This window comes from Pseudomonas sp. RIT-PI-q (genome assembly GCF_001297125.1).
Taxonomy (GTDB): Bacteria; Pseudomonadota; Gammaproteobacteria; order Pseudomonadales; family Pseudomonadaceae; genus Aquipseudomonas.
Window position 1 is genome coordinate 1 of record NZ_LHPC01000033.1, and the last position, 13,036, is coordinate 13,036.

Consider the following 13,036-nt stretch of genomic DNA (forward strand, 5'->3'; position numbering starts at 1 on the left):
CGATGAACTGAAGCAACCTGCTGCCGAAAACTGCGTAACTCTTTGTTTACCAAGGAGTTTTCCGTTTCGACTGCGCCGGAAGTGGGGCGAATTATAGACACTCAGGATTTGCCGTCAACCATTAATTCCGGCTTTCTATCAATAACTTGCAGATAGCCAGAAAACAGCCCGTTTCTCTTCTATATAGGAGAGCAAGCCACCCCTGCTATATAGAAGGAACACTCAGAGCACCCCGGCCTCTTTGAAAGCAGCCACCGCGCCAGCATCCAGACCCAACACCCGCTGCAGAACCTCCAGCGTATGCTCGCCTAACAATGGAGGCGCATTGCGGTACTCCACAGGCGTCTCGGACAGACGAATCGGACTGGCCACCTGGGGCACCATCCCTGCCAGCACATGGGGCAACTCAATCGCCAGCCCGCGCGCCTTAACCTGAGGATCCGCAAACATCTGAGCCAGATCATTGATAGGCCCACACGGCACTCCAGCCTGCTCTAGCTGCAGCACCCACTCAGCAGTCGTCTTGAACACCGTCGCCTGGCGAATAAGCGGAATCAACACTGCCCGATTCGCCACCCGCAACTTGTTGGTCGCAAAGCGCGCATCATCCGCCCACTGCGGTTGACCAGCCACTTCAGCAAACTTGCGGAACTGCCCGTCATTACCCACGGTAAGGATGAAGTCGCCATCCGCCGTAGGAAAGTCCTGATAAGGCACGATGTTCGGATGAGCGTTACCCAGGCGCTTGGGAGCAATGCCTGTGGTCAGATAGTTCATCGCCTGATTGGCCAGACAAGCCACCTGAACATCCAGCAGCGCCATATCAATATGCTGACCGCCACCGTCGTGGTCCCGATGAGCCAGTGCTGCCAGGATCGCCACCGTCGAGTAAAGCCCGGTCAAGATATCCGTCAGCGCCACACCGACTTTCACCGGCCCGGCACCCTCATCACCTTCGGGTCGCCCCGTCAGGCTCATCAGACCGCCCAGCCCCTGGATCATGAAATCATAACCCGCACGCTTGGCGTAAGGACCGGTCTGACCAAACCCGGTGATCGAGCAATAGATCAGATCCGGATTGATCGCCTTGAGCGATTCATAGTCCAGCCCATAGGCCGCCAGACCACCCACCTTGAAGTTCTCGATCAGGATGTCCGACTTCGCCGCCAGCTCCCGTACCAGCTTCTGGCCTTCAGGCCGGGTGAAGTCGATGGTCACCGATTGCTTGTTGCGATTGGCCGACAAGTAATAGGCCGCTTCGCTGGTGTTCTCACCATAGGCGTCTTTAAGAAAGGGAGGCCCCCAGGCGCGCGTGTCATCGCCATTGCCCGGGCGCTCGACCTTGATCACTTCGGCGCCAAGGTCGGCAAGGATCTGCCCGGCCCAAGGCCCGGCCAGTACCCGCGATAAATCCAGTACCCGTAGATGCGATAGCGCGCCCATGGACGTTCTCCTATTAATAGAACGCCTGGAGGCCAGTCTGCGCGCGACCGAGGATCAGCGCGTGGACGTCATGTGTACCTTCATAGGTATTCACCACTTCCAGGTTGACCAGATGACGAGCGACGCCGAACTCATCGGAGATACCGTTGCCACCCAGCATGTCGCGCGCCATGCGAGCGATGTCCAGGGATTTGCCGCAGGAGTTGCGCTTCATCATCGAAGTGATCTCGACCGCCGCAGTACCCTCATCTTTCATACGACCCAGACGCAGGCAGCCTTGCAGCGCCATGGTGATCTCGGTCTGCATGTCGGCCAGTTTCTTCTGGATCAGCTGGGTGGCTGCCAACGGGCGGCCGAACTGCTTGCGATCCAGCGTGTACTGGCGAGCGGTATGCCAGCAGAACTCGGCAGCACCCAACGCACCCCAGGAGATGCCATAGCGTGCGGAGTTGAGGCAGGTGAACGGACCTTTCAGACCGCGTACATCCGGGAAAATGTTTTCTTCAGGGACAAACACGTTGTCCATGACGATCTCGCCAGTGATGGACGCACGCAAGCCGACCTTGCCGTGAATCGCCGGAGCGCTCAGGCCTTTCCAGCCCTTCTCCAGAACGAAGCCACGGATGTCGCCCGCATCGTCCTTGCCCCAGACCACGAATACATCGGCGATCGGGCTGTTGGTGATCCACATCTTGCTGCCGGTCAGGCTGTAGCCGCCTTCCACTTTACGTGCACGAGTAATCATCGCACCCGGATCGGAACCGTGGTCAGGCTCGGTCAGGCCAAAGCAACCAATCCACTCGCCCGAGGCCAATTTCGGCAGGTACTTCTGCTTCTGGGCTTCAGTACCGAATTCATTGATCGGCACCATCACCAGCGAGGACTGCACGCTCATCATCGAGCGATAGCCCGAGTCGACACGCTCGACTTCACGGGCGATCAGGCCGTAGCTGACGTAGTTCAGACCGCTGCCACCGTACTGCTCGGGGATAGTCGCGCCCAACAGGCCGACTTCACCCATCTCACGGAAGATCGCCGGGTCGGTCTTTTCATGGCGGAAAGCTTCGAGAACACGCGGCGCGAGCTTCTGCTGAGCAAACTGCGCAGCAGTGTCACGGATCATGCGTTCTTCTTCGGTGAGCTGTTGATCCAGCAGCAGGGGATCGATCCAGTTGAAGCTAGCTTTACCGCCCATGAGTATGTCCTCTCGAATCGGGTCAAATAACGTGGACTGATCCTAGGCCGGGTTCGGCGTTCCGGCAAACGAGGATTTTGCATACTGTTGTGCTAATTTCTCACTCCGAAACATCGCAAAATAGCTTTTATGCGATGCATTAGTGAGGTTGACGTACATGCGCAGGAAAATACCCAGCACAACCGCCCTGATCAGCTTTGAAGCGGCCGCACGCCACGAGAGCTTCACCAAGGCCGCCCAAGAACTTTCGCTGACTCAAGGAGCCATTTGCCGACAGATCGCCAGCCTTGAGGAGTTCCTCGGCGTGGAACTGTTCCGACGCTCGCGCCGAGGGGTCAAGTTGACGGAAGCCGGGCTTTCCTACAGTCGACGCGTGGCCACCCAACTCGATGCGGTTGAACGCGACACCTTGTCAGTGATGGGCCAGCAAGGCACCAACGTGATCGAACTGGCAGTGGTTCCGACGTTCGGCACTCAATGGTTGCTGCCACGGCTCAAGGACTTCCAGCAAAAACACCCGGAGGTGACGGTCAACCTCACCAACCGTACACGGCCCTTCCTGTTTGCCGACACCGACTTCGATGCAGCCATTTACTTCGGCGACGCGGATTGGTCAGGGACCGAATCCCACAGGCTGATGGGTGAAAATCCGATGCCGGTGTGTAGCCCCAACCTACTGGGGAAAAGAACAAACCTCACGCCAGGTGAAATCGCCGAATTGCCCCTGCTACAACAGACCACACGCCCCTATGCATGGCGCCAGTGGTTCAACTCTCAACACCTTAATATCCCGCGAGACATGACAGGACCGCGCTACGAGCTATTCTCCATGCTTGCCCAAGCGGCCATGCACGACATGGGCATCGCGTTGATTCCGCCGTTCCTGATTCAGCGCGAACTGGCCGAGAAGCGCTTGGTGATTGCTAACGCCCAGGCACTCTCCAGCATTAAGGCTTATTACCTGATGATTCCTGAGCGAAAGGTCGAATCGGCCTCTTTACGGGCTTTTCGCGATTGGCTGGTGAATCAGGCACAAAGCTACAACCTAGAAGGATAAAGGCTTTCAATCATTAACTGACCTCGTAGTCAAAAAAACAAAAGCCCTACAGATATAAGTATTTGTCGCATTTTTGCAGACTGTACCGACAAACAGCACAAACGTCCCACAAGCGCCTGAGGACGTGGCCTTGAGCCGCTATTGTGGAGCGATAACGCTTCATTCACCGCGCCGATGTGCAAATTCTTGAAATTTAGCGAAAAACCTTGCAGGCCACAGCCTGTAAGGGATTGAACCGAATAGTGCGACATTCGGTCACGGGGTGACTTGTAGTTAATTTTCCGTCACCCGTCATAAACCCTTGAAGGGCACAAAGTTCGCCTGCAAAATGCCGCGCCCCGCCCTGATTTAGCGGGATCGTGCTGATCGGCCGCCCCAGCCGCACCATCCGTAGTGCATGGGTTTACTCAATAAGATCACGCAGGAGATTTGACGTGCACATTGGTGTTCCTCTCGAAACCCAGACGGGTGAAACACGGGTTGCTGCAACCCCGGAAACCATCAAGAAGCTGATCGGCCAGGGTCATAAGGTCACTGTGCAAAGCGGCGCCGGCATTAATGCCAGTGTTGTCGACAGTGCTTATGAAGCGGCAGGCGCAACGATTGGCAGTGCCAACGATGCGTTTGGTGCCGAGCTGATTCTCAAGGTGGTCGCCCCCAGCGACAGCGAGCTGACGCTGATAAAGAGCGGCACCGTTGTGGTGGGAATGCTCAATCCGTTCAGCAATGAAACCATCGCCAAGCTGGCCGAGTGCGGCATTACCGCGTTTGCGCTGGAAGCCGCGCCACGCACCTCCCGCGCGCAGAGCCTGGATGTGCTGTCCTCCCAGGCGAACATCGCCGGCTATAAAGCCGTGTTGCTGGCCGCTCACCACTATCCACGCTTCATGCCGATGCTGATGACCGCTGCGGGCACCGTAAAAGCGGCGCGCGTGCTGATTCTCGGCGCCGGCGTGGCTGGTTTGCAGGCGATCGCGACAGCGAAACGCCTGGGTGCCGTGATCGAAGCGTCTGACGTGCGTCCTGCGGTAAAAGAACAGATCGAATCCCTCGGTGCCAAGTTCGTCGACGTGCCTTACGAAACCGATGAAGAGCGCGAATGCGCCGTTGGTGTCGGTGGTTACGCGCGACCGATGCCCGCCAGCTGGATGCAACGTCAGGCCCTGGCCGTACACGAACGCGCCAAGCAGGCTGACATTGTCATCACCACCGCACTGATTCCGGGCCGCAAGGCACCGACGCTGTTGAGCGCGGAAACCGTGGCGCAGATGAAACCGGGCTCGGTGGTCATCGACCTCGCAGCAGCCCAGGGCGGTAACTGCCCGCTGACCGTGGCCGATCAGGTTGTGGTCGAGAATGGCGTGACCATTTGCGGTCCGACCAACCTGGCCGGCGCAGTCGCGGCAGATGCTTCGGCCCTGTACGCGCGCAACCTGCTGGACTTCCTGAAGCTGGTCTTCAACAAAGAAGGCCAGTTCGAGATCAACCTCGAAGACGACATCGTCGCCGCGTGCCTGATGTGCCGCGACGGCCAAGTCATCCGCAAAAACGCCTAAGCAGGGATTCAGACGATGGAAGAGCTTATCTCCCCCGGTATCTACAACCTGATCATCTTCGTGCTGGCGATTTATGTCGGTTATCACGTGGTCTGGAACGTTACACCTGCACTGCACACGCCATTGATGGCGGTGACGAATGCCATCTCGGCGATCGTGATCGTCGGCGCCATGCTGGCGGCGGCTTTGACCGTGACGCCACTGGGCAAGACCATGGGCACCCTGGCGGTGGCTCTGGCGGCGGTGAACGTATTCGGTGGCTTCCTGGTCACCCGCAGGATGCTTGAGATGTTCAAGAAAAAAGCCCCGAAAGTCGTAAAAGAAGAGGCGCCTAAGTAATGAGCATGAACCTTGTCACGACGCTCTACTTGATCGCGTCGATCTGCTTTATCCAGGCCCTCAAAGGCCTGTCGCACCCGACCACGTCGCGACGCGGCAACGTGTACGGCATGCTCGGCATGGCGCTGGCGATCCTCACCACCGTGGGCCTCATCTATAAGCTGGGTGCTGAGCTCGCGACTGCCGGGATCGGTTACGTCATCGTCGGCCTGCTGGTCGGCGGCACCGCTGGTTCGATCATGGCCAAGCGCGTTGAAATGACCAAGATGCCCGAGCTGGTCGCTTTCATGCACAGCATGATCGGTATGGCCGCGGTGTTCATTGCTATTGCTGCTGTCGTTGAGCCGCAATCGCTGGGCATCGTTAAACAGCTGGGCGATTCGATTCCGGCGGGCAACCGTCTGGAGCTGTTCCTCGGCGCGGCCATCGGTGCGATCACCTTCTCCGGTTCGGTGATCGCCTTCGGCAAGCTGTCGGGCAAGTACAAGTTCCGCCTGTTCCAGGGCGCTCCGGTACAGTTCGGCGGCCAGCACAAGCTGAACCTGCTGCTGGGCCTGGCAACACTGGCGCTCGGCGTAACCTTCATGCTGACCGGCAACCTCAGCGCCTTCGCGTTGATGCTGGCCCTGGCCTTCGTGCTGGGCGTGCTGATCATCATCCCGATTGGCGGCGCGGACATGCCGGTCGTGGTGTCGATGCTCAACAGCTACTCCGGTTGGGCAGCAGCAGGTATCGGCTTCTCGCTGAACAACTCGATGCTGATCATCGCAGGCTCCCTGGTGGGTTCGTCCGGTGCGATCCTCTCGTACATCATGTGCAAGGCGATGAACCGTTCATTCTTCAACGTACTGCTCGGTGGTTTCGGCAATACCGCGGATGCGGCAGGCCCTGCTGGCTCGAAAGAAGCTCGCCCGGTGAAATCCGGTTCGGCTGACGACGCGACCTTCCTGCTGACCAACGCGGACACCGTGATCATCGTTCCGGGCTACGGCCTGGCGGTTGCACGGGCACAGCACGCGCTGAAAGAGCTGACCGAGAAGCTGACCCACCGCGGCGTGACCGTGAAGTACGCGATCCACCCGGTTGCCGGTCGGATGCCTGGCCACATGAACGTGTTGCTGGCCGAGGCCGAAGTGCCTTACGACCAGGTGTTCGAGATGGAAGACATCAATTCCGAGTTCGGTCAGGCGGACGTGGTGCTGGTGTTGGGCGCCAACGACGTGGTCAACCCGGCGGCGAAGAACGACCCGAAATCGCCGATTGCCGGAATGCCGATTCTGGAAGCGTTCAAAGCCAAGACCATCATCGTCAACAAGCGCTCGATGGCCAGCGGCTATGCCGGTCTGGATAACGAACTGTTCTACCTCGACAAAACCATGATGGTTTTCGGCGACGCCAAGAAAGTCATCGAAGACATGGTCAAAGCCGTCGAGTAAAACCTGCTCCAACGCAATACCCAAAACCTCAGCCTTTAGTAGGCTGGGGTTTTTTATTGCCTGCCAAAACCCGACAAAAGGCTCTAAATCAGGGGTCTGCATTCGACCATGGTAGCGGGAGGAATTTTTTTGAAATCACTAGACTGCATACCTTGCTTCCGTTGCCCGAGATAACAATCCATGTACCGTGATCGTATTCGCTTGCCTTCGTTGTTGGATAAGGTGATGAGCGCCGCTGATGCTGCCGCTCTGATTGAGGACGGCATGACCGTCGGCATGAGTGGTTTCACTCGTGCCGGCGAAGCCAAAGCCGTGCCTCACGCATTGGCCGAACGCGCCAAAATCACCCCGCTGAAAATCACCCTGATGACCGGCGCAAGCCTGGGCAACGACCTTGATAAACAGCTCACCGAAGCCGGCGTACTGTCGCGGCGCATGCCGTTCCAGGTCGACAGCACCTTGCGTAAGGCGATTAACGCCGGCGAAGTGATGTTCATCGACCAGCACCTGTCGGAAACCGTGGAATCGCTGCGCAACCAGCAGCTCAAACTGCCGGACATCGCGGTGATTGAAGCCGTAGCGATCACCGAGCAAGGCCACATCGTGCCGACCACTTCGGTGGGTAACTCGGCCAGCTTCGCGATTTTCGCCAAACAGGTGATCGTCGAGATCAACCTGGCGCACAACCCGAACCTCGAAGGTTTGCATGACATCTATATCCCGACTTACCGGCCGACCCGCACGCCAATCCCGCTGGTGAAGGTCGACGATCGCATTGGCAGCACCGCCATCCCGATCCCGCCGGAAAAGATCGTGGCGATCGTCATCACCAACCAGTCCGACTCGCCGTCCACCGTGCTGCCACCGGACGTCGATACCCAGGCCATTGCCGATCACCTGATCGACTTCTTCAAGCAGGAAGTGGCGGCTGGGCGCATGACCAACAAGCTTGGCCCGCTGCAAGCCGGTATCGGCACCATTGCCAACTCGGTGATGTGCGGCTTGATCGACTCGCCGTTCGAAGACCTGACGATGTACTCCGAAGTGCTGCAGGACTCGACCTTCGACCTGATCGACGCCGGCAAGCTGAGCTTCGCTTCAGGCAGTTCGATCACCTTGTCGGCCCGTCGCAATACCGACGTGTTCGGCAACCTGGAGCGCTACAAGGACAAACTGGTGCTGCGCCCGCAAGAAATTTCCAACCACCCGGAAGTGGTGCGGCGGCTTGGCATCATCGGCATCAACACGGCGCTTGAATTCGACCTGTACGGCAACGTCAACTCCACACACGTCTGCGGCACGCGGATGATGAACGGCATCGGCGGCTCGGGCGACTTTGCGCGCAACGCGCATCTGGCGGTTTTCGTGACCAAGTCGATCGCCAAGGGCGGCGCGATCTCCAGCGTGGTGCCGATGGTCAGCCATGTCGACCACACAGAGCATGACGTCGACATCCTCGTCACCGAGGTAGGCCTGGCCGACCTGCGTGGCCTGGCGCCACGTGAACGGGCTCGAGTCATCATCAATAACTGTGTGCACCCGGACTATCGCCAGGCACTGGATGACTACTTTACCGCTGCTTGCGCAATCGGCGGCCACACCCCGCATATCCTGCGTGACGCCCTGAGTTGGCACATTAACCTGGAAGAAACCGGGCGCATGCTCAAGGTGTAATTGGTACAGATAGCAGCTGACGCAAACACAGTTTCGTCAGCTTGCTATTGTCAGATCAAATCCTGAATAAAATTGTACTGCTGTACTGGTCTTTTCCTACCTGAATTGCCTACCTTTTCGAGTCAATCGGCAAAATATGCACCATTCAAGTGCGGATAGGTACAGTTGCCTCAATTTAGACCAGTACACCCCTGATTAACAGTTAACTGGTCCCTCACAATACAGGTGAACTGTATCTACAGAGACTAGCCAAACGAGAGGATCATTGGCATCAGTTAAACCACTACCTAATCCCGCCATAAGCGGAAGGATGTCAACCATGGAACGTACACTCAGTTCCGAGCTGTTTTTCGAAGACAACGCTGTAAAAACCCAGGCTTCCACGCCTCTTCGCGTTCTCGCCAACCTGATGTTGTGGCAGCGCCGCATCTCCAGCCGCCATCAACTGGCTCGTCTGGATTCGCGTCTGCTGGCTGACGCCGGGATTAGCGAAGCACAACGCTACGAAGAGCTGAGCAAGCCGTTCTGGCGCTAAGTAGCGTCGCTGGCTCTGACCTGAAGGGTCCACCGCCAGCAACCCGAATTGAACAAACAAAACCCGTCGTGGGAAACCACGACGGGTTTTGTCGTTTTGGGACAGCCAATAAGGCCCGTACAAAAGGTACAGCCGCAAACAGGTACAGTTTCTAATTTATTGAAACTGAACCAGTACAATATTGGTCTGGTGTGTCTGTCCTGTGCTGCCGGTGGGGATCATCATGAAATCCCGACCTGTCAGCAAAAGGACTGCGCCATGAGTAACTTACTGGATGTTTCCGTTTCCACAGCGCAATCGAGGCCTCGCTTCCACTGGCTTCGTCAATTATTGAGGTCTCTCGCCAGCAGCCTGGAGAGGGCCAGAACCCGGCGCTTACTGGGTCAACTCAATGAGCATCAGCTCTCCGACCTGGGCATTAGCCTCGCGGATCGTGTCAACGAATTGGAGAAACCGTTCTGGCGCTAGCTTGCTGAATAAACAGACGGGATTGTTCGAACCGATGCGCTCAGGCCTAATATCAAGTCAGAACGTGGCGAACACCGCGCTAAAGGCGTCTGATCCAACAGACACCGCGCCACCTTTCAATCGGTTTATTCAAAGGAGTTACACCATGTCCCGTCTTCGTCTGCTCAGCGCTGCAGCCCTGCTTGCCGTGGCTGCCAATTCCCACGCCACCAGCTTTATCGTAACCACCGATGCCGTCGTCGGCGCACTCAAGGCCACGTCCGACGCGACTTCCGATGTCACGTCGTCCTTCCGCGATGACAAGATCGTACGCGCTGCCCGTGACGACGCCGCCAGCTTCGTCGCCAGCGAAGGCGCTATTCGTGGGGTGAAACTGGAAAGCGCGCTCGACCACATTCGCCAACAAGCACCGCAACTGAACGCGACAGATGCCCAGCTGGCCCAGGCCATCCTGACTATCTAAGCTGCAGCGCTGACATGGGGCACGCCTGTCGTGTCCCGATGTTTCCGCGCTGGCTCTAGACCGGGCGTTACGCTAGCCTTTGGACTCGCTTTCAGCTATCGAGTCTCATGCGTTTTCTTTCAAACCCATTGACCTCCCTGGTATTGGTAGCCGCCTGCTGGTCGGGCTCGGCCAATGCCTTTGACGTGTCTACACAAGGCATTGTGGCCAGCGGCTATGCCACAAGTATGGTGACCTCCGCCCCCTTCGACCGTAAGCTGCTACTCGCAGCACACGATGACGCTGCAGCGTTCATCGCCAGTGACGGTCAGCTGCGCGGAGCACAATTGGAGTCGGCCCTGGATTATCTGCGCCGAACCCCGCCAAAACTTCATGCAAGTGACCTTGAACTGGCGCAGGCAATTCTCGTCCAATAGTTATCCTTGTTCTTGCGGAGTCGTTCCATGCGTAACCCACTGATTGCTGCCACCCTAGGCTTGTTGTTGTTGGCCGATGTGGCTCAGGCGCAAACCCTGGTAGCCACCAGTAACATCCTCATCAACGCCACCCGGCGCACCCTCGATTTCACCTCCGATACCACGACGTCCATCCGTGACTCGAAGATCGTCCGTGAAGCCCATGACGATGCGGCCAGTTTCGTTGCCAGTGATGGCGACATTCGCGGCGCACACCTGGAAGCAGCCTTCGACACGTTGCGCACCCGCGTGCCGGAAGCCCGTGACGCCAGTGATCAGGTCCTCGCCGAAGCCATCCTCGCACTGTGAGGTTGCCAGGTGCCTGGCTGTTGGCCGGGGTCATGTTGCTGCTCGGCAACACGGCCCAGGCTAGTCTGCAATTGAAGCTCAAGACCGAGGGTCTGAGCCCCGCGCAACAGCAGGCCAGCCAGGCGCTGCTTGATGAAGCCATGCAGGCATTGCCGCCGCGATTCATCGAGCAACTCGACCGGCGTATCGACGTCGGCTGGACCGATGACATGCCAAGCAACGCCTACGGCCAGGCGTCGCTGGTGTCCGAGCTTGATCTGAACCGCAACCTGCTCGCCAGCCTCACCGACGGCACGGCCGCGACGAAGAAGACTTATCGCCCCCACGGCACTGTCCGCCGGGAAATGCTCGCCACGGTGTTGCACGAACTCACCCACATCTATGACCGCTCGCGCCTGTGGCCAGACGCGGAGCGCACGCTGATCCAGCGTTGCACCCGACGCAACAGCAGCTCGGGGCTGGTCGGGATCCCGGATCAATGCCGCGGCCAATCCACCCGACGCTTTACCCTCAGCGATGACCCGCGTCTGCTCGACCTCGCCGGCTGGCCGCAATACGTTGGCCGCCGTGGCGAACGCGAACAGCACAACCGACAGATCGCCCGCAGCCCGGACATTTACGAAACGAGCAGCCCCAAGGAATTCGTCGCGGTCAACATGGAGTATTTCCTCCTCGACCCGAGTTATGCCTGTCGACGACCTGCGCTGTACCGCTATTACAAAGAACATTTCGGCTGGGCGCCTGCCGCCAAAGACACCTGCGGCAAATCCTTCGCCTTCCTTAATGCTGGCAATGATTTCGCCAGACAACCCTTGGGCCAGGTCGATCCGGAACGGGTTTACGCTGTCGACTACCTGCTGGCCGAAGCCAACCAGAACTGGGTCAGCCGCTGGGGCCACAGCATGTTGCGCCTGGTGATCTGTGCTCCGGGCCGGCCGCGCGGGCCGGATTGCCGGCTGGACCTGGACCAGCATCTGGTGTTGTCCTACCGCGCCTTCGTCGGTGACGTCCAACTGTCGAGCTGGGACGGCTTGGTGGGTAAATACCCGTCGCGACTGTTTGTCCTGCCGCTGGCCCAGGTAATCGACGAATACACCAAGACCGAACTGCGCAGCCTCGCCTCGGTGCCGCTGAACCTGTCGCGCAACGAGATCGAAGACGTGGTGGAACACGCCGCCGAAATGCACTGGAGCTACGACGGCAACTATTTCTTTCTCTCCAACAACTGCGCTGTAGAAGGCCTGAAATTGCTGCGCAGCGGCACCAACAATTCGCAACTGGTCGGACTCGACAGCATCATGCCCAACGGTTTGCTGGAGGTGCTCAAGGGCCGCGGACTGGCGGACACCAGCGTGCTGGACGATCCCCGCGAAGCCCTGCGTCTGGGCTATCGCTTCGACTCCTTCCGCGATCGCTATCAAGCGATGTTCGACGTGCTGAAAAAGCACTTGCCGATCAAACAGGAAAAAGTCGAAGACTGGCTGGCATTGAAGGCTGATGAGCGCCGCAAGTGGATTGACCAGGCTGACTTGCGCACCAGCGCGGCGTTGCTGTTGTTGGAGCAGGCCGCCTTCCGCCAGCAATTGGTGTTGGCTCAAGACGAAGTAAAACAACGCTATCTGGGCGCTCGCGAACTGAAAAACGGCGGCATGGATAAGGCCAACGCAACCTTGCAGCAGATCCTGGCCAATAGCGGCTTTCTCAGCCGCCCGGCGGAGTTGCTCGGGACCGGAGGATATGGATTGCCGCAGCCGAATGAATGGCAGCGCCTGGAATCGGAAAGCAACCTGCGGCAGAAACAGCTTCAGGTGTTGACCGGGGATCTGGACAAGGAAGTGAGAGCGCTGCTCGAGCCGAGTCGCGCGGCCGAGATGGCGGCCAATGAAGCCAACCTGAAACAGGTTGGCGAGCATTTGAGGAAGTTGCACAAGGCGTCGGGTGGATTGGAGCTGCCCTGATTGAAACACCGCAAAACCTTTAGCAGCCGGACGCAGGCTTCGCCAGCTGCTACATGGGCCGGGTCAACCTGCAAAAATCAGCGAATCAATAAAGCACCCCTTCAAGCACTTCATACACGATCCCGGTTCCTACGGCGATCAGCACAAT

13 protein-coding genes are annotated in these 13,036 nt (G+C 58.2%); 11 read left to right on the forward strand and 2 right to left on the reverse strand.

What is annotated here, in order from left to right:
* Positions 1 to 222: 222 nt before the first annotated feature.
* Complete coding sequence (locus AEQ67_RS17525; RefSeq protein ID WP_059405098.1) at positions 223 to 1,443, reverse strand: CaiB/BaiF CoA transferase family protein; 1,221 nt, start codon at positions 1,441 to 1,443, stop codon at positions 223 to 225.
* A gap of 13 nt (positions 1,444 to 1,456) precedes the next feature.
* Positions 1,457 to 2,638, reverse strand: coding sequence for an acyl-CoA dehydrogenase (locus AEQ67_RS17530; RefSeq protein ID WP_059405099.1), 1,182 nt, complete (start codon positions 2,636 to 2,638; stop codon positions 1,457 to 1,459).
* Between the two features lie 157 nt (positions 2,639 to 2,795).
* On the opposite strand from AEQ67_RS17530, the gene AEQ67_RS17535 reads away from it, so the two are divergent.
* The 11 genes from AEQ67_RS17535 to AEQ67_RS17585 all read left to right on the forward strand — a co-directional run bounded on the left by AEQ67_RS17535 (position 2,796) and on the right by AEQ67_RS17585 (position 12,888).
* On the forward strand, positions 2,796 to 3,695 hold the full coding sequence (locus AEQ67_RS17535; RefSeq protein ID WP_059405100.1) for a LysR family transcriptional regulator: 900 nt from the start codon (positions 2,796 to 2,798) through the stop codon (positions 3,693 to 3,695).
* 434 nt (positions 3,696 to 4,129) lie between these two features.
* Positions 4,130 to 5,251: a Re/Si-specific NAD(P)(+) transhydrogenase subunit alpha gene (locus AEQ67_RS17540; protein ID WP_010465739.1), complete on the forward strand. Its 1,122-nt coding sequence runs from the start codon at positions 4,130 to 4,132 to the stop codon at positions 5,249 to 5,251.
* 15 nt (positions 5,252 to 5,266) lie between these two features.
* Positions 5,267 to 5,590, forward strand: a complete 324-nt coding sequence (locus tag AEQ67_RS17545) for an NAD(P) transhydrogenase subunit alpha (protein WP_007947884.1) — start codon at positions 5,267 to 5,269, stop codon at positions 5,588 to 5,590.
* A complete protein-coding gene (locus AEQ67_RS17550) occupies positions 5,590 to 7,026 on the forward strand; it encodes an NAD(P)(+) transhydrogenase (Re/Si-specific) subunit beta (protein ID WP_059405101.1) in 1,437 nt (478 codons plus the stop codon). The genes AEQ67_RS17545 and AEQ67_RS17550 overlap by 1 nt, the downstream gene beginning before the upstream one ends.
* 180 nt (positions 7,027 to 7,206) lie before the next feature.
* Positions 7,207 to 8,700 (forward strand): acetyl-CoA hydrolase/transferase family protein, encoded by a 1,494-nt coding sequence (locus AEQ67_RS17555; RefSeq protein WP_059405102.1) that lies wholly within the window; start codon positions 7,207 to 7,209, stop codon positions 8,698 to 8,700.
* A gap of 319 nt (positions 8,701 to 9,019) precedes the next feature.
* The gene (locus AEQ67_RS17560; RefSeq protein WP_008154465.1) at positions 9,020 to 9,235 is read left to right on the forward strand and encodes a DUF1127 domain-containing protein; all 216 of its coding nucleotides are present in this window, start codon (positions 9,020 to 9,022) and stop codon (positions 9,233 to 9,235) included.
* Positions 9,236 to 9,283: 48 nt separating this feature from the next.
* Positions 9,284 to 9,703 (forward strand): DUF1127 domain-containing protein, encoded by a 420-nt coding sequence (locus AEQ67_RS36735; RefSeq protein ID WP_442965645.1) that lies wholly within the window; start codon positions 9,284 to 9,286, stop codon positions 9,701 to 9,703.
* 145 nt (positions 9,704 to 9,848) lie between these two features.
* Positions 9,849 to 10,166, forward strand: coding sequence for a DUF2388 domain-containing protein (locus tag AEQ67_RS17570; RefSeq protein ID WP_059405104.1), 318 nt, complete (start codon positions 9,849 to 9,851; stop codon positions 10,164 to 10,166).
* A 107-nt stretch (positions 10,167 to 10,273) separates the two neighbouring features.
* The gene (locus AEQ67_RS17575; protein ID WP_059405105.1) at positions 10,274 to 10,582 is read left to right on the forward strand and encodes a DUF2388 domain-containing protein; all 309 of its coding nucleotides are present in this window, start codon (positions 10,274 to 10,276) and stop codon (positions 10,580 to 10,582) included.
* Between the two features lie 27 nt (positions 10,583 to 10,609).
* The gene (locus AEQ67_RS17580; RefSeq protein ID WP_059405106.1) at positions 10,610 to 10,930 is read left to right on the forward strand and encodes a DUF2388 domain-containing protein; all 321 of its coding nucleotides are present in this window, start codon (positions 10,610 to 10,612) and stop codon (positions 10,928 to 10,930) included.
* Positions 10,927 to 12,888 carry a DUF7844 domain-containing protein gene (locus tag AEQ67_RS17585; protein ID WP_059405107.1) on the forward strand — a complete coding sequence of 654 codons (1,962 nt, stop codon included), beginning with the start codon at positions 10,927 to 10,929 and terminating at the stop codon, positions 12,886 to 12,888. Before AEQ67_RS17580 ends, AEQ67_RS17585 begins: the two co-directional genes overlap by 4 nt.
* Positions 12,889 to 13,036: the final 148 nt, after the last annotated feature.

Coding starts and splice junctions, on each gene's coding strand:
- AEQ67_RS17525 (WP_059405098.1), bottom strand. CDS start 1,443: ATGGGCGCGCTATCGCATCTACGGGTACTGGATTTATCGCGGGTACTG.
- AEQ67_RS17530 (WP_059405099.1), bottom strand. CDS start 2,638: ATGGGCGGTAAAGCTAGCTTCAACTGGATCGATCCCCTGCTGCTGGAT.
- AEQ67_RS17535 (WP_059405100.1), top strand. CDS start 2,796: ATGCGCAGGAAAATACCCAGCACAACCGCCCTGATCAGCTTTGAAGCG.
- AEQ67_RS17545 (WP_007947884.1), top strand. CDS start 5,267: ATGGAAGAGCTTATCTCCCCCGGTATCTACAACCTGATCATCTTCGTG.
- AEQ67_RS17550 (WP_059405101.1), top strand. CDS start 5,590: ATGAGCATGAACCTTGTCACGACGCTCTACTTGATCGCGTCGATCTGC.
- AEQ67_RS17555 (WP_059405102.1), top strand. CDS start 7,207: ATGTACCGTGATCGTATTCGCTTGCCTTCGTTGTTGGATAAGGTGATG.
- AEQ67_RS17560 (WP_008154465.1), top strand. CDS start 9,020: ATGGAACGTACACTCAGTTCCGAGCTGTTTTTCGAAGACAACGCTGTA.
- AEQ67_RS17570 (WP_059405104.1), top strand. CDS start 9,849: ATGTCCCGTCTTCGTCTGCTCAGCGCTGCAGCCCTGCTTGCCGTGGCT.
- AEQ67_RS17575 (WP_059405105.1), top strand. CDS start 10,274: ATGCGTTTTCTTTCAAACCCATTGACCTCCCTGGTATTGGTAGCCGCC.
- AEQ67_RS17580 (WP_059405106.1), top strand. CDS start 10,610: ATGCGTAACCCACTGATTGCTGCCACCCTAGGCTTGTTGTTGTTGGCC.